General features: G+C 72.2%; 24 protein-coding genes. 7 read left to right on the top strand and 17 right to left on the bottom strand.

Annotated elements, in window-relative coordinates:
- Positions 1 to 2 precede the first annotated feature (2 nt).
- The 3 genes from ACLIRP_RS03425 to aat form a co-directional block, all read right to left on the bottom strand.
- The gene (locus ACLIRP_RS03425; RefSeq protein ID WP_412062560.1) at positions 3 to 1,886 is read right to left on the bottom strand and encodes a DUF294 nucleotidyltransferase-like domain-containing protein; all 1,884 of its coding nucleotides are present in this window, start codon (positions 1,884 to 1,886) and stop codon (positions 3 to 5) included.
- A gap of 81 nt (positions 1,887 to 1,967) precedes the next feature.
- Positions 1,968 to 2,948: an N-acetylmuramoyl-L-alanine amidase-like domain-containing protein gene (locus ACLIRP_RS03420; RefSeq protein WP_412062559.1), complete on the bottom strand. Its 981-nt coding sequence runs from the start codon at positions 2,946 to 2,948 to the stop codon at positions 1,968 to 1,970.
- A 48-nt stretch (positions 2,949 to 2,996) separates the two neighbouring features.
- Positions 2,997 to 3,596 carry a leucyl/phenylalanyl-tRNA--protein transferase gene (gene aat, locus ACLIRP_RS03415; protein ID WP_412062558.1) on the bottom strand — a complete coding sequence of 200 codons (600 nt, stop codon included), beginning with the start codon at positions 3,594 to 3,596 and terminating at the stop codon, positions 2,997 to 2,999.
- Positions 3,597 to 3,823: 227 nt separating this feature from the next.
- Here aat and ACLIRP_RS03410 point away from each other — a divergent pair, with 227 nt between their 5' ends.
- From ACLIRP_RS03410 to ACLIRP_RS03395, 4 genes are all read left to right on the top strand, one after another.
- Positions 3,824 to 4,105, top strand: a complete 282-nt coding sequence (locus ACLIRP_RS03410; protein WP_412062557.1) for a polyhydroxyalkanoic acid system family protein — start codon at positions 3,824 to 3,826, stop codon at positions 4,103 to 4,105.
- Between the two features lie 4 nt (positions 4,106 to 4,109).
- The gene (locus tag ACLIRP_RS03405; protein WP_412062556.1) at positions 4,110 to 4,814 is read left to right on the top strand and encodes an EcsC family protein; all 705 of its coding nucleotides are present in this window, start codon (positions 4,110 to 4,112) and stop codon (positions 4,812 to 4,814) included.
- Positions 4,815 to 4,873: 59 nt separating this feature from the next.
- Positions 4,874 to 5,251: a hypothetical protein gene (locus tag ACLIRP_RS03400; RefSeq protein ID WP_412062555.1), complete on the top strand. Its 378-nt coding sequence runs from the start codon at positions 4,874 to 4,876 to the stop codon at positions 5,249 to 5,251.
- 82 nt (positions 5,252 to 5,333) lie between these two features.
- Complete coding sequence (locus ACLIRP_RS03395; protein WP_412062554.1) at positions 5,334 to 5,903, top strand: hypothetical protein; 570 nt, start codon at positions 5,334 to 5,336, stop codon at positions 5,901 to 5,903.
- Here ACLIRP_RS03395 and ACLIRP_RS03390 read toward each other — a convergent pair whose 3' ends face one another.
- From ACLIRP_RS03390 to ACLIRP_RS03325, 14 genes are all read right to left on the bottom strand, one after another.
- Complete coding sequence (locus ACLIRP_RS03390) at positions 5,904 to 6,401, bottom strand: GreA/GreB family elongation factor (RefSeq protein ID WP_412062553.1); 498 nt, start codon at positions 6,399 to 6,401, stop codon at positions 5,904 to 5,906. It abuts the gene before it with no gap.
- Positions 6,402 to 6,506: 105 nt separating this feature from the next.
- Positions 6,507 to 6,788: a hypothetical protein gene (locus ACLIRP_RS03385; protein WP_412062552.1), complete on the bottom strand. Its 282-nt coding sequence runs from the start codon at positions 6,786 to 6,788 to the stop codon at positions 6,507 to 6,509.
- 318 nt (positions 6,789 to 7,106) lie between these two features.
- Entirely contained in the window at positions 7,107 to 9,773 is a 2,667-nt protein-coding gene (gene mutS / locus ACLIRP_RS03380) for a DNA mismatch repair protein MutS (protein ID WP_412063684.1), read from the bottom strand.
- A 219-nt stretch (positions 9,774 to 9,992) separates the two neighbouring features.
- Positions 9,993 to 11,306 carry a RagB/SusD family nutrient uptake outer membrane protein gene (locus ACLIRP_RS03375; RefSeq protein ID WP_412062551.1) on the bottom strand — a complete coding sequence of 438 codons (1,314 nt, stop codon included), beginning with the start codon at positions 11,304 to 11,306 and terminating at the stop codon, positions 9,993 to 9,995.
- A 30-nt stretch (positions 11,307 to 11,336) separates the two neighbouring features.
- Positions 11,337 to 14,294: a SusC/RagA family TonB-linked outer membrane protein gene (locus ACLIRP_RS03370; protein WP_412062550.1), complete on the bottom strand. Its 2,958-nt coding sequence runs from the start codon at positions 14,292 to 14,294 to the stop codon at positions 11,337 to 11,339.
- 140 nt (positions 14,295 to 14,434) lie between these two features.
- Complete coding sequence (locus ACLIRP_RS03365; protein WP_412062549.1) at positions 14,435 to 15,013, bottom strand: superoxide dismutase family protein; 579 nt, start codon at positions 15,011 to 15,013, stop codon at positions 14,435 to 14,437.
- Between the two features lie 52 nt (positions 15,014 to 15,065).
- Positions 15,066 to 15,440 (bottom strand): MmcQ/YjbR family DNA-binding protein, encoded by a 375-nt coding sequence (locus ACLIRP_RS03360; RefSeq protein WP_412062548.1) that lies wholly within the window; start codon positions 15,438 to 15,440, stop codon positions 15,066 to 15,068.
- A gap of 167 nt (positions 15,441 to 15,607) precedes the next feature.
- Positions 15,608 to 17,233 (bottom strand): TrkH family potassium uptake protein, encoded by a 1,626-nt coding sequence (locus tag ACLIRP_RS03355; protein ID WP_412062547.1) that lies wholly within the window; start codon positions 17,231 to 17,233, stop codon positions 15,608 to 15,610.
- 79 nt (positions 17,234 to 17,312) lie between these two features.
- Complete coding sequence (trkA, locus tag ACLIRP_RS03350; protein ID WP_412062546.1) at positions 17,313 to 18,680, bottom strand: Trk system potassium transporter TrkA; 1,368 nt, start codon at positions 18,678 to 18,680, stop codon at positions 17,313 to 17,315.
- Positions 18,681 to 18,771: 91 nt separating this feature from the next.
- Positions 18,772 to 19,284, bottom strand: coding sequence for a metal-dependent hydrolase (locus ACLIRP_RS03345; RefSeq protein WP_412062545.1), 513 nt, complete (start codon positions 19,282 to 19,284; stop codon positions 18,772 to 18,774).
- Positions 19,285 to 19,432: 148 nt separating this feature from the next.
- The gene (locus ACLIRP_RS03340; protein ID WP_412062544.1) at positions 19,433 to 19,711 is read right to left on the bottom strand and encodes a hypothetical protein; all 279 of its coding nucleotides are present in this window, start codon (positions 19,709 to 19,711) and stop codon (positions 19,433 to 19,435) included.
- 4 nt (positions 19,712 to 19,715) lie between these two features.
- A complete protein-coding gene (locus tag ACLIRP_RS03335; RefSeq protein WP_412062543.1) occupies positions 19,716 to 19,991 on the bottom strand; it encodes a hypothetical protein in 276 nt (91 codons plus the stop codon).
- A gap of 4 nt (positions 19,992 to 19,995) precedes the next feature.
- Positions 19,996 to 20,277, bottom strand: a complete 282-nt coding sequence (locus ACLIRP_RS03330) for a hypothetical protein (protein ID WP_412062542.1) — start codon at positions 20,275 to 20,277, stop codon at positions 19,996 to 19,998.
- Positions 20,277 to 21,353: a M20/M25/M40 family metallo-hydrolase gene (locus tag ACLIRP_RS03325; protein ID WP_412062541.1), complete on the bottom strand. Its 1,077-nt coding sequence runs from the start codon at positions 21,351 to 21,353 to the stop codon at positions 20,277 to 20,279. Before ACLIRP_RS03325 ends, ACLIRP_RS03330 begins: the two co-directional genes overlap by 1 nt.
- Before the next feature lie 209 nt (positions 21,354 to 21,562).
- On the opposite strand from ACLIRP_RS03325, the gene ACLIRP_RS03320 reads away from it, so the two are divergent.
- The 3 genes from ACLIRP_RS03320 to ACLIRP_RS03310 all read left to right on the top strand — a co-directional run bounded on the left by ACLIRP_RS03320 (position 21,563) and on the right by ACLIRP_RS03310 (position 25,200).
- Positions 21,563 to 22,336, top strand: coding sequence for a hypothetical protein (locus ACLIRP_RS03320; RefSeq protein WP_412062540.1), 774 nt, complete (start codon positions 21,563 to 21,565; stop codon positions 22,334 to 22,336).
- 115 nt (positions 22,337 to 22,451) lie between these two features.
- Positions 22,452 to 24,770, top strand: a complete 2,319-nt coding sequence (locus ACLIRP_RS03315) for a PIG-L family deacetylase (RefSeq protein ID WP_412062539.1) — start codon at positions 22,452 to 22,454, stop codon at positions 24,768 to 24,770.
- Positions 24,771 to 24,999: 229 nt separating this feature from the next.
- Positions 25,000 to 25,200, top strand: a complete 201-nt coding sequence (locus tag ACLIRP_RS03310; protein WP_412062538.1) for a hypothetical protein — start codon at positions 25,000 to 25,002, stop codon at positions 25,198 to 25,200.
- Positions 25,201 to 25,262 lie beyond the last annotated feature (62 nt).

Here is a 25,262-nt window from a genome sequence, read left to right as displayed (position 1 = left end):
GTTTAGATCCCGTAGTGGCTGGCGACGGCCGACTGCGCGCTCTGGACCGACTTGATGGTCTCCTTGACGAGGTTCTGCTGGCTCTTGTGCATCGTGTCCGGGTCGACCAAGTCGCCCGGCCGCTCGCCGCGCTCGGCGGACTGCATCTGGCCGCGGAGGTGGAGGTCGACGAGCGTCGTGAACGCCGGCACGAGCCCCTTGGCCTGGGCGGCGAGCGGGTGGTCGGACTGGCCCACGAACCGGAGGCGCTCGAACGTGCCCGCCGACTCGAGGTAGTTCGCGTCGAGCGCCATCGCCCGGGCCATCCGCACGACCGGCATGATGAGCCGGGACCGGAGGTCGAGCCCGGTCACGCCGCCGACCTCCTCGACCTCGATGCGGCCGAGCATCGTGAGCGGCATGTCGGCCTTGGCGCCCTCGCGCGCCAGGATGGTCGCGAGCCGCTTGTTTGGGAGGTGCTCGGCGATCGTCGAGCACAGCGCGGCGCCCAGCTCGTCCTCGCCGTAGAGCGTGCGGACATCGAAGCAGAGCGCGGCCCTCGCCGTGGCCGAGGCGTCGGCGCCCGACGCCCATGCGTCGTAGGCGGCGCGCCAGGCGCTGAGCGGCTGGCGGAAGGCCTCGGCGCTGGCGTCGACGCCGTTCTCGGGGTCGCCGTAGCCGCACTCGCGGAGCGCCGCGACGGCCCGCGTCGCCAGCGTCTTGTAGTAGGCCGCCGCGCGGTCGGCGTCGCCGGGGGCGGGGTCGGCGTAGACGAGCCCGTTGTCCTGCCAGGCGCGGAGCACGGACTCGCGGCGGCCGGCGGCACCGAACGTGAGCCAGGCCCAGGCCCCGTCGTAGGCGTCGGCGCCCATCTCGGCGCGGACGTCGCGCTCGACGGTCGTGAGCACGCGGCGCTTGAGCTGGTCGTCGATCTCGGTGACGAGGTCGAGCAGGTCGTCGGCGTGGATGCCCTGGTGGTAGAGCCGGTAGAGGCGCCGGTTGGAGTCGGCGCGCAGGCCGGCGAGCTCCTCGACGGACTGGGCCCGCTCGAGGCGCTCGGTCGTGGCGACGGGGTCGAGGCCGCGGTAGTGGCTGGCGTCCTCGGCCGAGAGCAGGCCCCGGAGGCGGCCGCCGTCGTCGTCGACCACGACGATGCGGCGGATCCGCTCGCGCATCATGGTCCGCATCGCGTCGTAGAGGCGGTCGGCCGTGCGGAGCGCGATCGGGGGGCGGTCGACGAGCGCCATCGCCGGCCCGTCGAGGTCGCCGTCGTTGGCGAGCACGCGCTTGACGAGGTCGCCCTCGGTGATGACGCCCATCGGGACCTTGTCCTGCACGAGCACGACGGCGTCGGTCTCGCCGTCGGACATGGCCTGGGCCGCGTCGCGGACCGTCGCCGACACGTCGATCGTCGTGGCCTCGGCCCGGAGCACGTCGCCCAGGCTCGTGTCGAAGAGCAGGAACGCGCCGGACGCGTCGATGTCCTCGTCGAGCGTGCGGACGTAGCGCTTGATGTCGGCCTCGAAAAAGGCCCGGAAGGCGTCGTTCGAGTCGAGCAGCCGCTTAAAGCTGTCGGCCGCGATCAGCGCGCACGACGTGTTCTCGACGGCGCGGGCCTCGTAGGGCAGCGCCCCGCCCTGGAGCAGCCCGTACGACCCGAACTGCGAGCCCGCCCCGGCCATGTCGACGACGCGGCCGGTCTCGGCCTCCTGGAGCCGGACGAGCCCCTCGGTGACGATGTACAGCGCCCGGTGGATGTCGTCGCCCTGCTGCAAGATGACCTCGCCCGGGGAGTACAGCTCCAGCGTCATCTTCTGGAGGAGGGACTGGCGCTCCTCGTCGGTCAGGACGTCGAACGGTTCGGTGCCGGCGAGGAGGTCGGCGATCTGTGCGGAAATGGAAGCCATGCGGGCGCGTCGGGGAGAGGGGCCCGTAGGACGCGGGCTCCCCGGGCCGGATCCCCGACGGCCGATCTGGCCCCTCAGCCGCTACCCGCGCGGGTCCGTCGGGCGGACGACGACGACGCCGATCTGGCTTGAGATGCCTTGCACGTAGCTCGCCAGGTCCGGCGAGATCTTGACGGCGTCCGACGACAGCGAGGCGTGCATGAAGCCGGTGTGGGCGTCGGTCTTGTGGACGAACCCGGTGTGCGTCACGTCGAGCCCGCCGATGCTGGTCGCCGTGGCGATGATGTCGCCAGGCTGGAGCTGAGCGTAGACGTCGGCGATCCGGGCCTGGGGGACGTAGAACAGCTCGGCGTCCGCCAGCGAGGCCTCCATGTCGATGATGCAGGCGTAGGTGCCGTCGTCGGCGAGCTTTGGGTAGGCCTCGCGGTGCTCGCCCATGAACGAGAGCCGCTTCTCGAACGGGGCCCCGCCGATGGCCCGGGTGACGTTCGTCATCGCCCCGCGGCGCTCGTTGTCGCGGATCCAGTCCGAGAAGTAGTGGAGACGCGAGCAGTACCCGTCGAGGTCGCCGTCGCGGTAGCGGAGCGTCTGGACGCCCGCCGCATACGCGTCGTAGGCCGACTCGTCGAGCGCGATCATGCGCGCCAGCGACATCACGTTCTCGATGTAGAGGACGCAGTCGAAGGCCGTCAGGTCGACGACGAGCACTTCGGTCGCCGGGGCGTCGAGCATGCCCGCGAGGTAGGGCCGGCCGATGAGTTGCTCGCCGACCCACTGGATGATCTCGCCGTAGGGGCGCTGGGCGACGTTTTGGGCCGCGGCCTCGTCCAGGATGCGGCGGAAGGTGGCCTCGGTCTCGCTCCGGGCCGCCTCGACGGTGTCGGCCGAGGCGCGAGCGGCCTCGGCGGCTACGACGGGCGCGGCGTTCGACACGGGCGGCGCGGCGGGCGTCACGTCCGCGCTGGCGACGGTCGTAGGGGCGGAGACCGGCGTGTCGGAGGCCGAGCGCGAGCCGCAGGCGGCGAGGGCGGCGAGGCCGGTGACGAGGGCGAGGCGGAGCATCGGGTCGGGGAGGGCGTGCCTGCGATGAACGCCCGAGGGGGGCGAGTGTTACCGGGCCCGGTCGATGGCGTGCCAGTCGCCCTGGGCGCGCAGGGCGAGCGCCAGCCGGCGCTCGAAGACGCCGCGCGGGATCTCGACGACGCCGAAGCGGGCGAGGTGCGGGGTCGACATCTGGGTGTCGAGCAGCTCGAACCCGCCCGCGCGCAAGCGCTCGACGAGCGCGACGAGCGCCACCTTCGAGGCGTCGCGCTCGCGCGACACCATGCTCTCGCCGAAAAAGGCGCCCCGTAGCGCCACGCCGTAGAGCCCGCCCGCGAACCGGCCCTCCCGCCAGCACTCGACGCTGTGCGCGAACCCGGCGCGGTGGAGCGCGACGTACGCCTCGACCACCTCGTCGGAGATCCAGGTGTCCTCCCGCCCCGGCGCGGGCGCGGCGCACGCCCGCACGGTCGCCTCGAAGTCACGGTCGACGGCGACCTCGAAGCGGCCCTGCCGGACGGTCTTCGCGAGCGTCTTCGGGACGTGGAACGCGCCGAGCGGCAGGACGGCGCGGGGGTCCGGGGCGTACCACCCGATCTCGCCGTCGGGGTCGGCCATCGGGAAGATGCCCTGGTGGTAGGCCGCCAGCAGGAGGTCGGGGGTGAGCACGCGTGGAAGAGCGGAAGAGCGGAAGAGCGGAAGAGCGGAAGAGCGAAGGTGCCCTCAGATCGGTGGGGGCGCCAGGAGATCTCGGGTGCGCGGGCCGGGCCGCGCGATGGTCGCGCGGTCGGGGCGGCGGCGGGTGGGGCCATGGAGCGGCGCGCCCTGGGGCCGGCGTCAGGGGATTCCCCCCGGCGGCCGACGAACCGAGCCGGGCGGCGTCGCGTACCACGGCCATGCCCGACATCGAGCTTTCCCGCCCCCACGCGCTCGGCCCCGACGGGGCCCTGGCCGCCGCCGTGGCCGTCGCCGACCGCCTCGAGCGCGAGCACGGCGTCCGCACGCGGCGCGAGGGCGACACCATCCACGTCGAAGGGCGCGGCATCCGCGGGCACCTGCTCGCGGGCCCCGACGCCGTCACCGTCGTGGCGACGCTGGGCCTGCGGGCCCGTCCGTTCCGCCGCCTGCTGCGCCGCGAGATCGAGGCCGAACTCGACCGCTTCGCCCCCATCCTCTAAGCCCATGTCCGCCACCACCACTGTCCGCCGCTTCGTCCTCGACCGGCTGTACCCGACCGTCCTCGACGGCGTCCCCGGCCTGGGCACCCCTCAGGAGCGCGCCGCCGAGGCCCGCGCCGGCGGCGGGTCCGTCGACGACCAGGTCGACCGGCTCATTCTGCGCCACCTCGCGCTCGCGTCGTCGGCCGGGTTCGTCTCCGGGCTGGGCGGGTGGCTCACGCTCCCGGTCGCGCTGCCGGCCAACCTGGCGGCCGTCGCCAGCGTCCAGCTTCACATGGGCGCCTCGATGGCCGTCCTGGCCGGGCACGACCCCCGCCAGCCGGGCACGCGCCAGCGGGTGCTCAACACGCTCGTGGGCTCCGGCCCCGCCGACCCCGCCCGCGACGCCGAGCAGGAGACGCTCGATCGCGTCGGGCTGAAGCTGGCCGAACGTGGCCTCAACGTCGTCGTGTCGAGCCTGGCAGGCGCCGCCAAGTGGGGCGCCAAAAAGGTGGTCGCCGGGCGCGTCCAGCGCAAGATGCTCCGCGGCATCCCGCTCGTGGGCGGCTTCATCGGGGCCGCCAGCGACGGGTACGTCACCAAGAAGGTGGCCGAGGCCGCCCGCGCCGAGTTCTTCGGCGGGATCCCCGAGCACGACTTCCCGCCGTCGTCGGGCGACGGCCTGCCCGCCGGCGTCGTCCCCTCCGCCCCCGACGAGACCACGGCTTGAGTCTTCCCGTCGCGCGCGCCCCTCTCCTCTCCCGCCCTCTCCTCCCCCTTCCCCTTCTCATGGACACCATCCCCAACGAAACCGCCGCCGCCGAAGTCACCGCGACGGTCGACGACGTCGAGCGCGGCCTGACGGCGCTCCCGCTCTCCAAGGCGATCAACCGCATCGACGACTGGAAGCGCAAGATCGAGGCGACCGAGCGCGAGGAGCTGCTCCCGATCGCGGCGGCGCTCGGCGAGCTCCACCAGGCGCTCGTGGGCGAGGGCATCGACGGCGCTCGCGTCGGGGCCATCCTGGTCAGCCTGGGCGAGAAGACGGAGGCCTCGGCCGACCACGTGGGCCCGCCGACGACCGGCGACACCACGGCCGACCTCGAGGCGGGGCTCCGCCGGCTCGGCTCGCTCTTGCGCCACGCCGGCGGCGCGCTCGGGGGCTGAGCCCGCCCGCTCCGAGACGCCCTGCCGCTGACGACGCGGGCGCGGCACCCGCACCTCCCTTCTCCTTCGGATCCCCTCTCCCATGTCCGACCACGCAACGCCCGACGGCATCTCCCTGTTCAGCACGCTCGACGCCTTCCGCGACGGGCTCACCTCCACCTTGTCCCGCCCCGCGGCCGCCAGCGTCTGCCGGGGCTGGGCCGAGAAAATCGACGCGACCGACCGCTCCGACCTCGGGGGCATTCGCGACGGGCTGACCACGCTCGCCGACCAGCTCGAGGACGAGACGGCCTCGGCCTCGGCGGTCGGCCAGACGATGCAGTCGCTCGGCGCGCACACCGCCGAGGCGGCCTCGACGATCGACGAGGACCACCTCGAGGCCCCGCTCCTGCGGCTCGGCGGCTACCTCAAAGCTGCTGGGATCGCGCTCGCAGGTGGGACGCGGGCCGACCAGATCGAGGGCATCTCGACCGACACGCACCCCACGCCCGGCGACCCCGAGCTGCGCACGGTCAACACCGCGCCGAGCGCGACGCGCCACAGCGATCACGCCGACCGCGCGGGCGTCAAGGGGCCCACGCACGACCTCGCCGACGACGTGCACGACGTGGCGGGCGACGCGACGCCGGGCATCCAACTCTCGCCGAAGTAGCTAGCCGTAGCGTACGGCCACGACCGACAGCTCGCGGTCGCCTGAGGGCGTCGTGAGCGTCGCCGTGTCGCCCACGCGCATGCCGGTGAGGGCGCGGGCGAAGGGGGACGTGAACGCGACCGTGTCTCCACCACTCGCGGCCTGGTCCACGCCGACGATCTGGACGGTCCGCTCCGACCCGTCGGCCTCGCGGACCGTGACGGTCGCCCCGAAGCGGACATCGTCGCGGTCCGACGCGGCCGGGTCGACGACCTGGGACCGCGCGATGCGCTCGACGAGCAGCTTGAGGCGGCCGGTCAGCGTCTCGCGGGTGCGGCCGGCGTCGGGGTCCTCGGCGTCGATCTCGGCCCGCTGGCGCTCGACCTCGGCGCGCTCGGCGCGGAGCGCCGCCAGCCCGGCCGGCGTCACGTAGTTGGGCACGCCGGCCGGCAGCGGCGGGCGGGGAGGGACGACGACGGGCACCTCGGGGGCGCCCTCTTTGACGAAGGCTCGGCTCATGGGGGGCCTACGCCCGGACGTCGGTCCGGGTGCCGCGTGCGCGGTAGACACAAAAACGCCCCCCGGCCGAAGCCGGGGGGCGCTCATGAAATCGGCAGGGCCGACTTACATGCCGTCACCGTCCATGTCGCCGTCGAGCTCGGCGTCGACCTCGTCGGCCATGTCGGAGGCGTCGGCCTCGATCTCGTTCATGGTGTCGTCGAGACCGTCGCCGAGGACGTCGGCGTCGGGCTCACCGGGCTCGTCGAAGATCTCGCCGTCGCCGATGACGTCAGCCTCGTCGCCGGCCGGGGCGCCCTCCTCGTAGGCCTCCTCCGTGGCGGAGTCGGCGCAGGCCGTGAGGCCGAAGGTGAACGTGAGGGCGAGGGCCAGAATGAATGCGCGCATTGTGATAGGGGTGTGGGGTGAACCAACCGGCGGGCGACGCGAGCGATATGCGGCGACTGCCGGGCTCCCGACGGGAGCGCTCACAACATACCCCGATCTGGACCGCGCACAATCACAAGCTCTCCACACGGTGTTCACACATTCGGGGCACGACGCCCATTCCGCTCCGGAATCGCCCGTTTAGTGGCCCCTATTGTGAAGTGAGCGCCACACCCTGCCGTCAGAACAGGCGCTTCCCGATGGCCGCGCAGGGCCGATAGCGCCCGAAGCGGGATCCCGCGCACCAGTCGGGCCAGCTCCAGCCGCCGCGCGCGTCGCTTATCGCTCGGCCGTTTTCTTCAGGTCGGCGAGGGCCATGAGCGCCTCGATGGGCGTCATCCGGTCCGGCTCCAGCGCGGCGAGGTGGTCGAGGATCTCGGTTGCGATGGGGTCGGGCGCCGCGAGCGCCACGGGCACCGCCGACGGCGCCGGGAGGGCGCCGACGGACGGCCGGTTCGCGCCGGGCAGCCCGTCGCCGGAGGGCGCCCCGCCGACGCCCACTTCGGCCGCCACGTCGTGCGCTTCGAGGTGCCGCAGGACCGACTTGGCGCGGTCGACGACTGACGTCGGCAGGCCGGCCATCCGGGCCACCTCGATGCCGTAGCTGTGGTCGGCGCCGCCCGGCACCAGCGTTCGCAAAAACACCACGCGGCCCTCGTGCTCGCGGACGCGGACGCTGTAGCTGGCGACCCGGTCGAGCCGCTCCGAGAGCGCGTCGAGCTCGTGGTAGTGCGTCGCAAAGAGCGTCCGCGCCGCGCACGCCGGCGTCTCGTGCAGGTGCTCGACAATCGCCCACGCCAGCGACAGCCCGTCGAACGTGCTCGTGCCGCGGCCGACTTCGTCGAGCAGGATGAGGCTCCGTTCGGTCGCGTTGTTCAGGATGTTGGCCGTCTCATTCATCTCGACCAGGAACGTCGACTCGCCCGCGGCCAGGTTGTCCGACGCGCCGACGCGCGTAAAGAGGGCGTCCACGGCGCCGACCCGGGCGCTCGCGGCGGGCACGAAGCAGCCGACCTGCGCGAGCAACACCACGAGCGCGGTCTGCCGGAGCACGACGCTCTTGCCCGCCATGTTGGGCCCGGTGATGAGCAGGATCTGCGAGCCGGCCTCGTCGCTGCCCGGCGCCACGAGCCGGACCGAGTTGGGGATAAAGGCCTCGCCGGCGGGCAGCATCTGCTCCACGACCGGGTGCCGCCCGTCGACGATGTCCAAGACCGTCGAGCTGTCGACGGTGGGACGCGCGTACCCGTTGCGCTCGGCGACCTCGGCGAAGCCCGCCAGCACGTCGAGCGTCGCCAGCGCCTGGGCGTTCGTCTGGATCGGCGCGACGGCCTCGGCGACGCGGACGCGCAGGTCCTCGAACAGCGTCGTCTCGAGCGTCCCGATCCGGTCCTGCGCGGTCAGGATCGTCTCCTCGTACTCCTTGAGCTCGGCCGTGATGTAGCGCTCGGCGTTCGTCAGCGTCTGCTTGCGCGTCCAGTCGGCGGGCGCCTTGTCCTTGTGGGCGTTCGAGACCTCGAGGTAGTAACCGAAGACGCGGTTGTACCCCACCTTCAGGCTGGTGATGCCGGTCCGCTTGGCCTCGCGCGCCTGCAGGTCCGCGAGGTACGCCTTGCCGTCGCCCGCCACGGCCCGCAGGCGGTCGAGTTCGGCGTCGACGCCGGGGCGGATCATCCCGCCCGCTTTGAGCTGGGCCGGCGGGTCGTCCACGAGCGTCGTCGCGATGTCGTCGACGGTGTCGTCGCACGGCTCGAGTCGGTCGCGCAGGCGCGCCAGCAGGCCGTCGGGCACGTCGACGAGCGTGCCGGCGAGCGTCGGGACCCGGCGTAGCGTGTTGCCGAGCGTCGCCAGGTCGCGCGGCCCGGCGCGGCCGGTGCAGACCTTGCCCGCCAGCCGTTCGAGGTCGCCGACGTGGCGCAGCTCCTCGCGCACGGCCCGGCGGAAGCGCGCGCCGCTGAGGGCGGCGACGGCGTCGAGCCGCGCGTTGATCCGCGACACGTCGCGCAGGGGGCGCACGAGCCACTGGCGGAGCAGCCGCCCCCCCATCGGCGTCAGCGTCGCGTCGAGCACGCCGACGAGCGAGCCGTCGCGGCGGCCGTCGTGCATCGAGGCCACGAGTTCGAGGTTGCGCTTGGTGGCCGGGTCGAGCGCGATGTGGTCCTCGGCGCGGTAGCGCTGGAGCCGCCGGACGTGGGGGATGCGCCCCTTCTGCGTCTCGCCGAGGTAGTACAGCGCCGCCCCCGCCGCCGTCACGCCGACGGTCAGCCCGTCGACGCCGAAGCCCTTCAGGCTGTGGGTCTTGAAGTGGCGAAGGAGGGTCTCGGTCGCGAAGTCGAGCCCGAACACCCAGTCCTCCTGCTTGGTGACCGCGAACGGCAGCGCGCCGCCCTGCACCGCCGACACGGCCTGCCGCAAGCGGTCGACGTGCCGCTTGTCGACGACGACCTCGGCCGGGGCGATCGTCTGGAGCAGGCTCCCGAGCCGGCCGACCGGCGCCTCCGTGACGTAGAACTCGCCCGTCGAGGCATCCGCGAACGACACGCCGACGGTCGCCTTGTCCTTGCCTTTTCCCCAGGCGACGGCCGCGAGGTACGTCGAGCGCTTGGCGTCGAGGAGCGGGTCGCGGAACGCCACGCCCGGCGTCACCACTTCGACGACGCCGCGCTTGACGATCTTGCGCGCCATCTTCGGGTCCTCGAGCTGCTCGCAGACGGCGACCCGGTGGCCGGCCTGGACCAGCTTGGGCAGGTGCTGGTCGAGCGAGTGGTGCGGGAAGCCCGCGAGCGGGATCTCCTCGGCCGCGCCGTTGCCGCGCTTGGTGAGCGTGATGCCTAGCACGTCCGCCACGACGACGGCGTCGTCTTCGAACGTCTCGTAGAAATCGCCCATCCGGAAGAGCAGGAGCGCGCCGGGGTGGCGGTCCTTGATCTTCCAGTACTGCCGCATGAGGGGCGTCAGGTGCTGGCGCTTGCGGTCGGCGTCGCTGAGGAAGAGGTCGTTTTGCTCGGGCACGCGGTCTCTCGGTCCTGGCCGTGCAAACTAGGGGTGGCCGGTGCCACACTCGGGTCACCCCGACCGCTTGCGTGGCAGCGCGAGCGGGGCACAAACAGACGAGGCCCGCCCCCCGGAATGGGAGCGGGCCTCGCGAGCGGGTCCGACGCCGCGCTAGTTGCTGTCGCTGTCCGGGACCGGGAAGCGGTCGAACACGTCGTCGCCGGCCCGGTCGATGGGCAGCGTGCCCAGGCGGCCGTAGCGGCGCAGGTCGAGCCAGCGGTGGCCCTCGGCGTAGAGCTCGTAGCGGCGCTGGCGGAGCACCTCGTCGATCAGCGAGCCCTGGTCGGTCGCCCCCGCGTACGGGTCGAGGCCCGCGGCCGTGCGGATCACGTTGAGGTCGGCGACGGCGCCGCCGGTGGCGCCGGTCTGCGCGCGGGCCTCGGCGCGGAGCAGGATCAGCTCGGCGTTGCGGATGATCGGCAGGGGCGCCGAGCCCGACGCGTAGACGTCGGTGTCGAACGCCGAGGTCAGCCCGTCGAACGTGCGCGGGTCGGTCCGGGCGGCCACCTTCGAGATCCGGTTGTCGTCCGGCGCGATGTCGTCGACGAACGAGGGGTGGGCGAGCACGCCGTCGCCGCCGCCGTCGAGCGGGAAGAAGAACGGGTTCTGGATGTCGCCCGCGCCCGTCGAGAACGTGTGGTACGCCCCGTCGGTGAGGGCGCCGGACGCGTCGAGGAACGAGTTGTCGAGCGCCGCGAGCACGCCGGCCCAGTCGGACCGGTACGCGTCGACGCGCGCCGCGAGCGCCCGGTTGATCCGGGCGTAGCCGGCGGTCGTGCCGGGCACGCCCTGGCCGATCGAGGTCGGGAAAAAGAACGCCGCGCCGCCCTGGAGGTCGGCGTAGCCCTCGTCGAAGAGCGCCGCGATCCGGTTCAGCGACTCGGCGTAGCCGACGATCGGGCCGGCCTCGGCGTCGCCGGGCGCGATAAACTTGATCCCGTTCTCGCCCGTGAGGTTGAGGTTCAGCAGGTACTGGTACGCGATCCAGGTCTTGGCGAAGCCGCGAGCGGCCGACTTCTGGGCGCCCGACAGCGTCGTGTTGCCCTCGAGGGCGACCAGCATCGTGTTGGCGTTGCGGATCGTGGCGTACCGCGTCGCCCAGGGCGTCGTGATGTAGAACGTGTTGTTGTCGAGCGTCGACTCGGCGCGGCCCAGGAGGTCCTGGGTAAAGCGCGGGTCGGACGGGCTGACCCGCCAGTACTCGCGCCCGAGCACGCCCACGTCGACGAGATACGTCCCCAGCCCGAGCCGGGACGACGCCTCGACGCCGACGGCGAGGTTGGCGATGTTGGCCTCGGTGGGGTTGTTGATGATGTCGTCGAGGGCGGGCCCGTTCGGGTTCGCCCGGTCGTCGATGTCGGCCAGGTCGCACCCGGCCAGGAGCACGGCGGCGGCGAGCGCGGCGGTGCGGAGGAGAGCAGTCATGGGGCTACAGAGAGAGATCGGAGGGGAGGATTAGAGGCCGAGGTTGACGTGGAAGAAGAGGTTCCGCGACGACGGGAACGGCGTGACCTCGACGCCCGAGGCGACGGGCTGATTGCCGAAGTTGCTGACCTCCGGGTCGTAGCTCTTGTAGGGCGTGATGGTGAACAGGTTGGTGGCCGAGACGCCCAGGCGCAGGCTGCGCAGGGTGCTCGCGAAGGGGCCGAAGAGGGACGGCGCCACGTCGTAGTCGAGCCGGACCTCGCGGAGCCGGAGGTACGACGCGTCCTGGACGAACTGGCGGGCCGTCGAGCCGAGCGCGTTGACCCGCTGCTCGCCGTTGATCACGCCGTCGCCGTCGTCGTCGTCGTCGTAGTCCGGGGTCGTGCCTGAGAGGTCGAACAGCAGCTCCGTCAGGTTGATGATGTCGCCGCCCTGCTTCCAGTGGAGGAAGGCCGTCGCGCGCAGGCGCCGGGCGATCGTGACGTCGTTGAAGAACGACATCTGGAAGTCCGGCGAGGCGTCGCCGAGCGCGACCACGGCCCCGTCGTCGATGCCGACGATCTGGGTCGGGCTCTTGCCCTCCTCGATGCGGATCGAGCCCAGCGTCGTCCCGAACCCGCCGCCGGCCGCCTGGAAGGCTGGCACGTCGAGCTGCGTGACCTCGGCGTCGTTGAGCCAGAAGCTCGTCCGCGAGATCCAGCGGACCATCGGGCCGTCGACCGGGATCAGGCTCAGGCCGAGCTCGACGCCGTTGTTCTGGAGCTGCCCGCCGTTGAACGTCTCGACGGCGAAGCCGGACGACAGCGGGACCTGGCGCGTCAGCAAGAGGTCGTTGACCGTCTTGGAGTAGGCCGTGGCCTCGAGGTTGACGCGGCCGCCGAGCAACGTCAGGTCGAAGCCGCCCTCGATCTCGCTCGCGCGCTCCGGCGCCACGTCGGCCAGCCCGCGCTGGCCGCCGATGTTGAGGCCGATGTTGCCGCCGACCGCCAGCGTCCCGAACGTCGTGAACTTGGAGCCGAACGGCGCCGTGTTGCCGGTTTGGCCGAACGCCGCGCGCAGCTTGAGCAGGTCGACGATCGAGTTCTGGAAGAGGCCGAGGTTGTTGAGGTTGACCGAGAGCCCGGCCTTAGGGTAGGCGTAGAGCTGGTCCACGTCGCCGTTCGCCGACGACTTCTCGGCGCGGACGCCGATCGTGCCCACGACGGCGTTGCGCCAGTTGACCTCCTCCTGGGCGAAGACGGCCCGGTCGTTCTGGAACAGGCGGCCCTGGTTCGTCTGCAGCGACGCGGCCTGGTCGAGGTTCTGCTGGTTCGGGATCAGCCCCTGCGCCACGCTCGACACGTTGTTGAAGTCCTGGTCGAAGGCCGTCAGCCCGACCTGGGTCGTGAACGAGAAGTCCTGCCCTTCGGGCGCGAACCCGTGGACCGCGAGCGCCTGGATGTTCGTGTTGAGGTTCGTCGTCCGGCCCAGCACCGACGTGCCCGGCAGGCCGTCGTCGTCCTCGAACTGGAGCTCGACCGGGAACAGGTTGACCTGGTCGAGCGCGTAGAAGTCGACGCCGCCGATGCCGATGAGCTGGAGCGACTGGGTCGAGGTCGTCAGCAGGTTGACCGTCAGGCGGCCCGAGCTGAGGAACCGGTTGTTGGTCTCCTCGATCGTCGCGAGGTCCCGCGTCTGGAGGAAGTTGGACGAGTTGAACGGGTTGTCGGGGTAGACCCCGTCGGCGTTCGGGAAGAGGTTGACGAAGTTGGGCGTGGCGACGTAGCCGACGCCGAACGTCGTGCCCGAGTTGTCATTCCCGGTGATGCCGCGCGCGGCGACCGAGCGGATAAAGTTGGCGTTCGCGTCGACCTCGAACATCGAGCTCAGCCGGTGCGTCACGTTGAGCCGGCCGGACTGCTTCTCGTAGCCGGTCCCCTCGACGATGCCCTCGTCGTCCTTGAGGATGCCCGAGAGGTAGAACTGCGTCCGGTCGTTGCCGCCCGAGACCGAGAGGTCGGTCGTGAGCAGGAGCCCGTCGTTGCCGTAGAGCGCCTCCTCGTAGTCGAAGGTCTGCCCGCCGGCCTGGTTGAACAGGTCGCGGCCGGCGGTCCCGAAGGCCTGCTCGGCCGTGGCGGCGGTGAACTGGCGCGTGCCCAGCTTGCGCGAGATCTGCGTCACGCCGACCGTCTGCGAAAGGCGGACCTCGGTGCGGCCGGCCTGGCCCGACTTCGTGCGGATGACGACGACGCCGTTCGCGGCGCGGGCGCCGTAGATGGCGGCGGCCGAGGGGCCCTTCAAGATCTCGATCGACTCGATGTCCTCCGGCGGGAGGTCGGCGATGCGGTTGGCCGGGTTGTCCTGGCTGGAGGCGTTGCCGCCGCCCGAGGCCGCCGTGACGGCGTTGATGCCGTTCGAGACGGCGTCGTTGGAGATGATGACCCCGTCGACGACGTAGAGCGGCTGGCTGTTGCCGTTGATGGTGGTGATGCCGCGCAGGCGGACGTTGATGCCGCCGCCGGGCGCGCCGGAGTTCGAGTTGACGACGGCGCCGGTGATCTTGCCGTTGAGCGCGCCGTCGAGCGTCTGGGGCGTCGAGATCTCGGAGAGCTCGCGCGCCGAGATGGTCTCGATCGAGTTGGCGAGGTTCTCGCGGCGGACCGACGAGCCGAGGCCCGTCACGACGGCCTCGTCGAGGCCCAGCAGGTCCTCCGACAGCTCGATGTCGAGGACCGTCGTGCCCTCCGGCACCACGATGGTCTGCGAGCGGTACCCGACGAACGACACCGTCAACGTCCGCTGGCCGGGCGGCAGCGCCAGCTCGTAGCGGCCGTCGATGTCGGTCGTGGTGCCGATGGCGCTGGCGGCGACGAAGATCGTCGCGCCGATGATGGGGAGGTCGGAGTCCGCGTCGGTCACCGTCCCTCGGACGGTGCCCTGGGCGGCGGCGAGGGTGGGCAAGGCCAGCAGGGCGGCGGCGAGCGCGGCCCTCAGCGTAGAGAGGGGCATCGGCGAGGTGGAGGGGGCGTGAAGATGCCGGAGTCTACAGCCACTCCGATGCACGCTGCACGGCACTCGCGCGGTGCGCCCCCCCGTCCGCCGAACGGTCGTCTCGGGCCGGTCAACGGTCGGTCGCCGGGCCGAGGCCGTTACTCGCTGTCGCCGCTGGCGATGACGCCGCACGCCACGCGGTCGCCCGCCGCGCCGCTCGGCTGGCTCTCCAGGTCGTCGCGCCCGGCGTGGACGATGACGGCCTTGCCGACGAGCGAGGTCGGCCCGGAGAACGCCAGCACCGAGTCGACGCGCACGCCGACGGCGCGGCCTTCGGGCCCCGCCTCGATGTTGCCCAGGTCACCCGCGTGGCGGTCCGTCCGGGCGGCCGACGGCGCGCCGTGCTCGCTGGTGAGCGGGTTGAAGTGGCCGCCCGCCGCGCCCGCCGGCGTGCCCGTCGAATCGGCGCCGCAGTCGCCGGTCCGGTGGACGTGGAAGCCGTGCTCGCCGGCCGCCAGCCCCGCCAGGTCGTAGCGGATCTCGACGGCGTCGTCGAGCGCCGTGAACCGAACGGTGCCGCTGACGCCGGAGCCGGCCACCTCGGCGAGGTCGGCGACGGCCCGCTCGGGACCGGAGGGGGCCGGGGCTGGCGTGGCGGGCGGCGGAGCGGGCGCCTCGGAGTCGGCGCATGCAGCGAGGACGAGGACAGCGGTGAGGGCAGAGAAGACGGGGCGCATCAGGAGAGGGGTTTGGAGGTCCGGTCCGCCAACGCCGCACGCTGCGTGCAGTTCACGCCGAGCCCTCCCCCCTCCCCGCCGCCACCGCGGCCCGCGCCGCCTTCGGCAGGGAGCCCACCACGAGGGCATACGAGTGGTCCGCCAGCTCGCAGATGGTCTCGCCTGGCACGTCGCCGCGGAGCCCGACCGAGTTCCAGTGCCGCTTGTTCATGTGCCACCCCGGCGTGACGTTGGCGTAGCGCTCGCGGAGCTCGACGGCTCGCTCCGGGTCGCACTTGAGGTTGACGAACGGCGGCTCCTTTTCCAGCCCCATCAGCGCGAACATCTTGCCGCCGACCTTGAAGACGAGGGTGTCGGGCCCGAACGGCAGGTCTTCGGTGGCGCCTGGCAGGGCGAGGCAGTGGTCGCGGAAGGCGTCGAGGTGCATGGGGACGGGGGACGGGGGACGGGGGACGGGGGACGGGGGACGGGAAGATGCGCGCGCCGGAGCGCAGAATCACCCCGGTCGACCTCGGCGCCGAGGCGGGCGGCAGCCCCCCCGATACCAGTCCGTGGTCTCCGGTCCTCGGTCCCCGGTCCTCTTATCCGCGAGCCCTACCGCCGCCAGAAGCCCGGCGTAAACAGGAGCAGGACCGTAAAGATCTCCAGCCGGCCCGCCATCATCAGGACGGACAGCAGCCACTTCCCGGCGATCGGGACGTGCGTGTAGGTCTCCGTCGGGCCCATCGCGCCGAACGCCGGGCCCACGTTGCCGACGCACGAGAAGGTGGCGCTGAAGGCGCTCCAGATGTCCAGCCCCAGGATCCCCATCAGCAGCGTGCCGACGCCGATCAGCCCGATGTAGAACACGATGAACGACAGGACGTTGCGGACGATCCCCTCGGGCACCACGCGGTGGTCGAGCCGGATCGGCAGGATGGCGCGGGGGTGGACGAGCTGGCGGAGCTCGCGGAACGAGTTCTTCAGGATCAGCAGCACGCGGACCACCTTGACGCCGCCGCCCGTGGAGCCCGCCATCCCGCCCACGAAGAACAGCGCGAACAGGACGACCAGCGCGAGTGGCGGCCACACCTCGTAGTCGGCCGTGGCGAAGCCGGTCGTGGTGATGATCGAGGCCGCCTGGAAGGCCCCGTAGCGGAAGGCGTCGAGCAGGCCGTCGTAGTGGACGATGGTGCGGCCGCGCTCGGACGCGGGCGCGAGCTCGCTCGCCGCGCCCGCGCCCCCGCCGACGGTCTCGTCGACGCGGGCGCCCCCGGAGACGACTTCGTCGACCTTCTGCTGCGTCACGACCTCGCCGTCGAGCGTGACCGGCGGCGGAAGGAGCTCGCTGGTCGGCGTCCACAGGGTGAGCGTGAGCAGGACCGTCGCGGCGGCGAGGATCGCGAAATAGACCTTGAGCTCCTCGTTGTTGGTCGCCGCCCAGTCGCGGTGGAGCAGGCGGTAGTGCAAGGCGAAGTTCATGCCCGCCAGCACCATGAACGTTGTGACCACCCAGTCCACGTAGGCGCTTCCGTACTGGCCGACCGACCCGTTCTCGGTCGAGAACCCGCCCGTCGCCAACGTCGCCATCGCGTGGTTGATGGCGTCGAACAGCGACATCGCCGGGAGCAGCAGGACGGTCTGGACGAGGGTCAGCGCGACGTAGATCGCCCACAGGCGCTTGGCCGTCTCGGTCACGCGCGGCGTCAGCTTGTCGGCGCTCGGGCCGGGCACCTCGGCCTTGAACAGCTGCATCCCCCCCACTCCGAGCAGCGGGAGCACGGCGATGGTGAGCACGATGATGCCCATGCCACCCAGCCAGTGCGTGAGTGAGCGCCACAGCAGAAAGGCGTTCGGGACGGCCTCGATCTGGGGCGTGTCGGCGCCGCCCAGGATCGTCGCGCCGGTCGTGGTAAACCCGCTCATCGTCTCGAAAAAGGCGTCGGCGTACTCGGCGAGCACGCCGGTCATCACCCACGGCAGGGCCCCGACGAGCGACAACACGAACCACGCGAGCGCGACGATCGCGAACCCCTCGCGGACGCGCAGCTCCTCCTTCGGCCGGAACCCGACCCACAGCGCGCCGCCCAGCGCGAGCGAGCCGGCGGCTGTCGCGGCGAACGCCCACCACTCGGCCTCGCCGTACGCCAGCCCGACGAGGGCGGGCACGACGAGCGTGACGCCGAGCGCGGCCAGGAGCACGCCCAGAATGCCGGCGATCGCTTTCCAGTCGAGGATCATCGAGGTGAAGAGTACCGAGCGAGGAGGGATGGGCGAGCGGCCACGCACGGCGGCCCGATCGGTCCCCCCTCCTCCCTCATCAAGCGGTGAACAGGGCCTCGACGTCGTCGACGCGCTCGGGCGTGGCAAAGACGACGGCGCGCTGGCCGGGCTGGACGTGCGTGGTGCCCGTGGCGATCTCGACGCGCTGGCCAACGACGGCACCGAGCAGCACGCCCGAGGGCAGCGTCTGCTCGGCCAGCGGGGCCCGCGTGATCCGGGACCCGGCGTCGGCCACCATCTCGAGCACCTCGGCGTCGAGCCCGTGGACCGTCGCGACGGAGCGGACGTGGGCGCCGCGCAGAAACCGGAGCACCTCGCGCGAGACGGCCAGCTTCTGGCTCACGGCGGCGTCCAGGCCGATCGACTGCGAGATCGGGATGTAGGCGCTCTTCGACAGCAGCGCGACCGTCTTGCGGACCTCGAGGTGCTTGGCCATCAGGCACGCCACCAGGTTCGACTCCTCGTCGGGCGTGACGGCCACGAGCGCGTCGGTCTCGGCCAGCCCCTCGCGCGCCAGCAGGTCGATGTCGGCCGGGTCGCCGTGGATGACGAGCGCGCCCTCGAGCGTCTCGGCGAGGTATTCGGCCCGGGCCCGGTCGGCCTCGACGATCTTGACCTCCATGCCGGCCTCCTTGCGCGACCGACGGACGAGCCCGGCGGCGACCCTAGCGCCCACGGCCGTGCCGCCCAGGATCATCACGTGGCGCAGCCGCCCGGCCTCCTTCCCGAGCACGCGGGCGACCTCGGAGACGCGGCCGCTCTCGACGAGCACGAACACCTGGTCGCCGCCCTGGATCGTCGCCGCGCCGGTCGGCACGATCGTGCGGACGCCGCGCGAGATGCCCATCACGCGGAACGGCAGCGCGCTCCGCTGCGCCAGCTCGACGAGCGACGTGCCCGCCAGCTCCGAGTCCCGGTCGATCCGGATGCCGACGAGCTGGACGCGGCTCTGGCAAAAGTCGACGATGTCGGTCGCCGCGGCGCGGCGCAACAGCGAGACGACCTCGTTGGCCGTCGACTGCTCGGGCTGGATGATGTGGTCGATCCCGAAGTCCCGGACGCTCAGCACGGCGCGGTCGCCGGAGAACTCGTCGCTCCGGACACGCGCGATCGTCGTCGTGTCGGCGCTCGACTTGCCGACGCGCTCGGCCAGCATCGAGGCGATCAGGTTGACCTCGTCGACGTTGGTGACGGCGACGAGCAGGTCGGCGTCCTCGATGCGGGCCTGGCGCAGGGTCGCCGCGGACGTGCCCGAGCCCAGGACGGCCAGCACGTCGAGCGTGTCGCGCACGGCCTCGATCCGCTCGGGGTCGGTGTCGACGACGGTGACGTCGTGGCGTTGGAGGGAGAGGAGCCGGGCCACGTCGTACCCGACGTCCCCGGCCCCGACGACGATCGCGCGCATGGGCCGTTCGTGGTGCGCGCCGAAGGTACCGGGGCCCGACCGCCAGCGTGTGCGGGTTCGGCCGATATCGCGACGGCGCAGGCGCCCTCCGCTACCAGCCCGCTCGCTTGCGACGCCCGGGCAGGCGGAACACGAGCCCGTCCATCACCAGGTGGCTGAAGTACCCGACGACAGCCGCGAGGTAGAACGGCAACCCGGCGAGCGGGCGCTCGGGCGTCAGCATGTACGGCAGCGCCAGCAGAGGGCTCGGGATGAGCACCATCGCCCAGTACGTGTGCGTCCACCCCCGGTGCTTGCCGAGCGCGGGCAGGATGCAGAACAGCCCGAGGTACGCGGCCTCTTGGAACTGCTCCGTGGCGATGAGCGCCACATCCGCCAGGAAGAACAGGGCGTAGAACAGGTTCTGACCCTTGGAGTTGGTGTCGACGTCGGGCCACAGCCCGAACATCAGGCACAGGCCGAACAGGGCCACGGGGTACGCGATCAGCTCCAACTCGGAAAACTGGAGGTACGCCTCGTCGACGGCGTAGACGAGCGCGAGCCCGGCGAGGTAGACGCCGAAAAAGACGGTGGCGCCGGCGAGGTGCCCTTTGTATCCGGCCAAAATCGAAGGGTCGTGGTTACGGGTCAGGGTACCCGCGTCCGGGGCGCCGTTGTGTCACCGGTCGCGGAGCCGATGGCGTGCGACCGTCCGCCTCCGTTCTCCCTTCCCGCGAGTGCGAGGGCCAACGGAGCGGGCGTTCGCCGCGGCGCTAGTCCTCGAACTCCCGGGTCAGCCGCTCGACGTGGGCCTCCCACAGCGCGTGCGGGTCCTCGGCCTCGGTCTCGACGAGTCCGCAGTCGCCGCACACCTTGAAGCGGAGCGGCGTCCGCACGGGGCCCTTCAGCACCCGGGCCTTCGGGTTCTTGTTGACCCCGATGGACATCTTGGGCCCGCCGTAGCCCTCGGCATACAGGAAGGCGTCGGGGATCATCTCGTCGGAGCCGCAGCGCGAGCAGCGGGGCGTGATGGTCGGGTCGGTCTCGGGCATGGGGTCAGTCGAGGTCGTTGGCCAGGCGGTCGATGTGCGCGTCCCACAGGGTGTGCGGGTGGGCCGCGAATGCCATGAGGAAGCCACAATCGCCGCAGGCGCGGTAGCCGCCTTCCGAGAGCACGGGCCGCTTTATCACGCGAGCGTCCGGGCGGGTGTAGACGCCGACGTTAAAGGCGGGAATCGTGTTCGCGCCAGCCACCACAAAGACGTCCGGGATGACGGCGTCGGAGCCACAATGCGTGCAGCGGGGCGAGAGGGCGGGGTCGGTCTCAGGCACGGGCCTAGTCGAGGTCGTTGGCGAGCCGGTCGATGTGGGCGTCCCACAGCGCAGCAGGGTCCGACGCGTACATCTCGACGAAGCCGCAGTCGCCGCAGACCTGCGCCGTCGTGCCGACGCGGACCTCGCGCTTGAACAGGAGGGCGTCCGGGCGGACGTGCAGGCCCAGCTCCGAGTCGTGGCGGTGGTTGTTCTGCCCCCGGTCCACGACGCGCACGTCGGGGACCATGGCGTCGGAGCCGCACTTGAGGCAGCGCGGGCTGATCTCGCGAGAGGTCTCGGGCATCAGAGGATCGCGGTCCGGAACGTGTCGTCGGCCTTGACGGAGCGCGCGAACGCCGCCAGCAGCTGGGCCGTCGCCTCGACGTCGGCCACGTCGACGGTCTCGACGGTCGAGTGCATGTAGCGGAGGGGGATCGAGACGAGGGCGCTCGGGATGCCGCGCCGCGAGGTAAAGATGACGTCGGTGTCGGTCCCCGAGTAGCGGCTCGACGACTCGTGCTGGATCGGGATCCCCTCGGCCTCGGCCACCTCCATCAAGCGCGCGACGACGGCCGGATGGTTGACGGTCCCGTGCGTGATCGTGGGGCCCTTGCCCAGCTCGACCGAGCCGTGCTTGGCCTTCTCGATGCCCGGCGTGTCGGTCGCGTGCGTCACGTCGAGGACGACGGCGACGTCCGGCTCGATGGCGTAAGCCGCCATCTTGGCGCCGTTCCCGCCGATCTCCTCCTGGACGGCGTTGAGCGCGACGACGGTCGCCTTCGCCTTCTTCTTGGCGAGCTGCGCGAGCACCTGCGTCAGCACGAACCCGCCCAGGCGGTTGTCGAGCGCGCGGCCGGCGATGCGGGACTCGGTCAGCAGGTCCGCCGCATCCGTGTAGACGGCCGGGTGGCCGACGCGCAGGCCGAGCGCGGCGACCTCGTCGGGCGAGGACGCGCCGACGTCGACGAACAACTCCTCGACCTTGGGCACCTTCTCGTCGCCGTTGCTCCGGTCGCGGATGTGGATGGCCGTGTTGCCGATGATGCCGGGGACGGGCCCGTTGTCGCCCAAGAACATGAGGCGCCGCGCGCGGGCGACGGCGTGGTCGCTGCCGCCGATCCGGTCGAGGCGCAGGAAGCCCTCGTCGGTGACGTACTTGATGGCGAAGCCGATCTCGTCGGCGTGGGCCTCCAGCAAGACGGTCGGGCCCTTCCCCTCCCGCGTGGCCCAGGCGTTGCCGTAGGCGTCGGAGTCGATGCGGTCGGCACTCGCCTTCGCGCGAGCGGCCCACAGGCGCTGGCCGGGGGCCTCCCACCCGGTCGGCGAGGGCGTGCGCAGAAGGTCGAAGAGGAAGGTGCGGTCGTCGTCGGAGAGGGCCATGCGTCGGGGTGTTCGGGGGGAGCGTCTCAACGTGCGCCCCCCCGGACCGGGTTTCCGGGGCCCGCCTCGGGCAGAGCCGCGCGCGACCCCAGAGGGACGCCGTTTCCGTAGGGACGGGTGCCCCGGTCTCCTCGCCTCCGGCCGTCGCCATCCGGACCTAGGGCGCTGATTGCCGCTCCCTCGATGTCGCTCTCCCAACCCGCCCTCTCATGGCCTCCCTCCGACCTCACCTCGCCGTCCTGATCCCCGTCCTGCTGGCGGTCGCTGCCTGCGGCGACTCGGTCGACGAGGTCGACATCCGCACGCAGGAGCGGGCCCAGGAGTTGATCGGCGTCATCGTCGGCCCGAACGTGGCACAGACGCCGCCGGACTGCTCGGCGGTTCGCAAGGAGGCCGGGGAGTACCCCTGCACGTCCACCATTGGGTCGGTGCCTGCGACGTGGGCCGTCCGCGTCGTGCACAACGCGGACGACGGCACGACGCCGGACTCGGTCCTCGTCCTGCCCGACTTCGGGCCCTACTCCCAGAACATGGAGGCGAACCTCACCCTCGACCTCGCCAACAACGCGGGCGTCGACGTCACCACGATCGACTGTCCCGCCGCGCTCGACGCGCAGACGGTCGGCGAGACCTACGCGTGCACGGCGAGCACGGGCGACGTCCCGTTCGAGGTCCTGGTTCGGCTCGCCCCCCAGACCCAGCGCCCGATCCTGGGCCGCGTCCTCCCGCCGGTCCGGTACGAGACCAAGATCGTCGGGCTCCTCACGCGGGGCTACGTCGAGGGCACGATCCAGAACGCCATGAAGCAGCGGGCGGGCCTCGACATCTCGGTCGAGTGCCCGGTCCCCGACGCCGCGGAGATCCAGGTCGGCCAGACCTTTGCCTGCCCGTTCCAGACGCCCAGCGGGCGGCAGCGCGGCACATTCGACGTGAGCGTGCTCGACGACGAGGCCAACCTCGACTTTGGCTTCACGCTCCAATAGGAGGCAGGCCACTCCCGGCCTCCGCGGTGGGGGCGTGGACTCTCCGAGAGACCGGCCGGATGTCGGATCGGTGCCGGGTCGGGCGCGGTACGTTGCCGCAAACGACCTCGCCCCCATGCTCCGCGCCCTCTCGCTCGTGCTGACTGCGTCGACCCTGTGTGGGTTGGCGGCCCCCGCCTGCGCCCAGACCGCGGCCCCAGCGGCGGCCGCGCTCGACGCCCCCGACCGGCCGCTCGTGGTGATGAACCTCGCCGCGCACCCCGACGACGAGGACGGCCTGACGATGGCGTATTACCGGGGCAACCAGGACGCCGTCGTCTACTCGGTCGTCTACACGCGGGGTGAGGGCGGGCAGAACGAGGCGGGGCCGGACCTCTACGAGCGGCTCGGCGCGATCCGCACGGCCGAGACCGAGGCCGCCGCGCGCATCGTCGGGAGCCGCGTGGTCTACCTCGACCGCTTCGACTTCGGGTTCTCGAAGGCCGCGAGCGAGGCGTTCGGCGAGTGGAGCCGCCCGCGGACCGGCTTCTGGGACACCGACGACGCGATCGTGGGGCCGGAGGCCGGGCGCGAGACGCTCGTCGCGGACGTGGTACGGCTGGTCCGCCTGTTGAAGCCAGATGTGATGTTCACCAACCACGACACCACGACGGCGTGGCCCGACGCCCAGCACGGCCACCACCAGGCCGTCGGGATCTCGTCGTTCCAGGCGTTCTCGCTGGCGGCCGACCCCGACTACAGACCCGAGCAACTGGACGAAGTGGGCGTCGGCCTGTGGCAGCCCCAGCGGCTCTTCCTGCGCGTCGGCGGTTTTTCGAGCGGCACGCCCGACGCGTACGACGTGCGGATCCCGGTCGCCGACGACTGCGCTCCGACGGCCGTGCGCCCCGCCGAGGCCTGCGCCGACCGCGCCGTCGCCGCGGCCGCCCAGCACGTCAGCCAGGGGTTCGACGTGTTCGCCCCCCGCTTCCGCCGCGAGGCGACCTACTTCCGGCTGATCGCGTCCGCCCCCGGCGCCCCGGCGCTCCCCGACGGCGCGACGGACCTCGCCGCCGGGCTCGCGCCCAACCCGGCCGCCGGCGACCTCGAGCTGGCGACGCTCGTCGACGCGGGCCGTCTCTCCCCCGCCGCGCTCGCGGTGTCGTCGGAGACGGTCGTGCCCAGCCGCGAGGTGTTCGTGACGTGGGACGCGCTCCCCGGCGCGACCATCACCGTGTACCCACCGCCGGGCGCCCCGACGCAGGGCCTGTTCGCCGCCGAGCCCGTGACGGCCGACGCGAGCGCGCGCCGCCTGCGCGTGCCGATCCCCTCGGGCACGACGCCGACCGCGCCCGCCTATCGCCAGCAGTACGGCACGATGACGGGCGGGGCGCCCCTCCTCTACGCCGTCCGCGATGCGAGCGGGGCTCTGGTGGCCGGCGGGCGCCTGCCGGTCCAGGTCGTCCCGCCCGCGACGGTCGACCTCGACGCCCAGCCGATCCGGCTCGTCGCCGGCCGCAACGAGATCCCGGTCGACCTCACCGTCTTCGACGCGATGAGCGACACCGTCGACGTGGGCCTGATGGTGTACCGGGGCGACCGCGCCGTGTGGTTCGGCGTCCGCCCCGTCGCCGCGAGCGATGGCGGGACGACGTTCCCGGTCGACTTGCCCGACGCTGCGCCCGGCGCGTACCGCGTCGAGGCGTCCGCCCGGACGACCGGCTGCGGGCTCCCGTGGTTTACCGTCGCGCGCCCCGCCGCCGTCCTCCCCGACGTGGCGGCCGCCCCCGGCCTGCGCGTCGGCTTCGTGGAGAGCTACGACGGCACGACGGCACGCGCCCTCGAGGTGATGGGCGCGGCTGTCGTCGCCCTCGACAGCACGGCCCTCGCGACGAGCGACTTCGCTGATCTTCACACGATCGTGGTCGACATCCGGGCGCTCCTGGAGCGCGGCGACCTGCGCGAGCACCGCCAGCGGCTCGTCGACTGGGTCGAGCGCGGCGGGCACCTCGTGGTCGGCTACCACAAGACGTTCGAGTGGAACGGCGACGGCGGGCTGGCGCCGTTCCCGCTCACTTTGGGACGCGACCGCGTGACGCACGAGGACGCGCCGGTCGCCGTGCTCACGCCCGGCCACCCGCTGTTCCGGTCGCCGCACGCGCTGACCGAGGCGGATTGGGAGGGCTGGGTGCAAGAGCGCGGCCTGTACTTCCCCACCGAGGTCGACAGTCGGTACCAGCGCCTGCTGTCGGTCGGCGACCCCGGCGAGGCGCCGCTCGACACGGCGCTTCTGCTGGCGTCGCACGGCGCGGGCACGTACGTCTACTCCCCGCTCGGGTGGTACCGTCAGCTGGCGGCGCTCGTGCCCGGCGCGTGGCGCGCGTACGCCAACCTCGTGTCGCTCCCCCTCGCCGATGGGAGGGCCGAGCCCAGACGCGCGACGGGCGGTCGCTAAAAAAACAACACATCCTGCAACTTCGAGGCGGGGACCCCGTCGAGGGCCACACTCCCCCCGGCGATCCCCCCGGACCCGGGCCGGGCCTCCCGCCCTCCGCACCGACGCGGAGCCCGCGAGACGCCCCGGCTCGGCCACGACCGCCCGCCCCTTTCGAGACGCAGCGTCCGCTGCGAGCAGGAAGGCGTGTGGGCTGGCGAGATCGCGCCTCCCCCCTCCCCCCTTTCCCATGTTCCACGTCCCCATCCCCCGCCGCTCGTTCCTCGACTCGCCGCTCCGCGCCCGGAGCCACGAGAACCGGCAACTGAGCCACAATGGCGCCGTCGGCGACACGCACCTCGGCCACGGCCACCGGCTGGCGCCCGCTCGCCCGGCCGTCCCCGGCAAGGCCGGCGAGCACTCGGCCCACCGTCCCGGGGCGCAGGTCTAACCCGGCGGCGGTGCCCGGCGGATCGGGGGGCTCGGCGCGCGCGTACGGAGCGGCCCCGTCCC

It is taken from the genome of Rubrivirga halophila, from assembly GCF_046845755.1.
Classification (GTDB): Bacteria; Bacteroidota; Rhodothermia; order Rhodothermales; family Rubricoccaceae; genus Rubrivirga.
The sequence above is the reverse complement of the archived record's forward strand: the minus strand, read 5'-3'. Positions and strand labels throughout refer to the sequence as shown.

Coding starts and splice junctions, on each gene's coding strand:
- ACLIRP_RS03420 (WP_412062559.1), bottom strand. CDS start 2,948: ATGCTCCGCCTCGCCCTCGTCACCGGCCTCGCCGCCCTCGCCGCCTGC.
- ACLIRP_RS03410 (WP_412062557.1), top strand. CDS start 3,824: ATGCCCGACATCGAGCTTTCCCGCCCCCACGCGCTCGGCCCCGACGGG.
- ACLIRP_RS03310 (WP_412062538.1), top strand. CDS start 25,000: ATGTTCCACGTCCCCATCCCCCGCCGCTCGTTCCTCGACTCGCCGCTC.
- ACLIRP_RS03390 (WP_412062553.1), bottom strand. CDS start 6,401: ATGAGCCGAGCCTTCGTCAAAGAGGGCGCCCCCGAGGTGCCCGTCGTC.
- trkA (WP_412062546.1), bottom strand. CDS start 18,680: ATGCGCGCGATCGTCGTCGGGGCCGGGGACGTCGGGTACGACGTGGCC.
- ACLIRP_RS03425 (WP_412062560.1), bottom strand. CDS start 1,886: ATGGCTTCCATTTCCGCACAGATCGCCGACCTCCTCGCCGGCACCGAA.
- mutS (WP_412063684.1), bottom strand. CDS start 9,773: ATGCGGCAGTACTGGAAGATCAAGGACCGCCACCCCGGCGCGCTCCTG.
- ACLIRP_RS03315 (WP_412062539.1), top strand. CDS start 22,452: ATGCTCCGCGCCCTCTCGCTCGTGCTGACTGCGTCGACCCTGTGTGGG.
- ACLIRP_RS03340 (WP_412062544.1), bottom strand. CDS start 19,711: ATGCCCGAGACCGACCCGACCATCACGCCCCGCTGCTCGCGCTGCGGC.
- ACLIRP_RS03375 (WP_412062551.1), bottom strand. CDS start 11,306: ATGACTGCTCTCCTCCGCACCGCCGCGCTCGCCGCCGCCGTGCTCCTG.
- ACLIRP_RS03360 (WP_412062548.1), bottom strand. CDS start 15,440: ATGCACCTCGACGCCTTCCGCGACCACTGCCTCGCCCTGCCAGGCGCC.
- ACLIRP_RS03320 (WP_412062540.1), top strand. CDS start 21,563: ATGGCCTCCCTCCGACCTCACCTCGCCGTCCTGATCCCCGTCCTGCTG.
- ACLIRP_RS03395 (WP_412062554.1), top strand. CDS start 5,334: ATGTCCGACCACGCAACGCCCGACGGCATCTCCCTGTTCAGCACGCTC.
- ACLIRP_RS03365 (WP_412062549.1), bottom strand. CDS start 15,013: ATGCGCCCCGTCTTCTCTGCCCTCACCGCTGTCCTCGTCCTCGCTGCA.
- ACLIRP_RS03405 (WP_412062556.1), top strand. CDS start 4,110: ATGTCCGCCACCACCACTGTCCGCCGCTTCGTCCTCGACCGGCTGTAC.
- ACLIRP_RS03355 (WP_412062547.1), bottom strand. CDS start 17,233: ATGATCCTCGACTGGAAAGCGATCGCCGGCATTCTGGGCGTGCTCCTG.
- ACLIRP_RS03370 (WP_412062550.1), bottom strand. CDS start 14,294: ATGCCCCTCTCTACGCTGAGGGCCGCGCTCGCCGCCGCCCTGCTGGCC.
- ACLIRP_RS03400 (WP_412062555.1), top strand. CDS start 4,874: ATGGACACCATCCCCAACGAAACCGCCGCCGCCGAAGTCACCGCGACG.
- ACLIRP_RS03325 (WP_412062541.1), bottom strand. CDS start 21,353: ATGGCCCTCTCCGACGACGACCGCACCTTCCTCTTCGACCTTCTGCGC.
- ACLIRP_RS03330 (WP_412062542.1), bottom strand. CDS start 20,277: ATGCCCGAGACCTCTCGCGAGATCAGCCCGCGCTGCCTCAAGTGCGGC.
- ACLIRP_RS03385 (WP_412062552.1), bottom strand. CDS start 6,788: ATGCGCGCATTCATTCTGGCCCTCGCCCTCACGTTCACCTTCGGCCTC.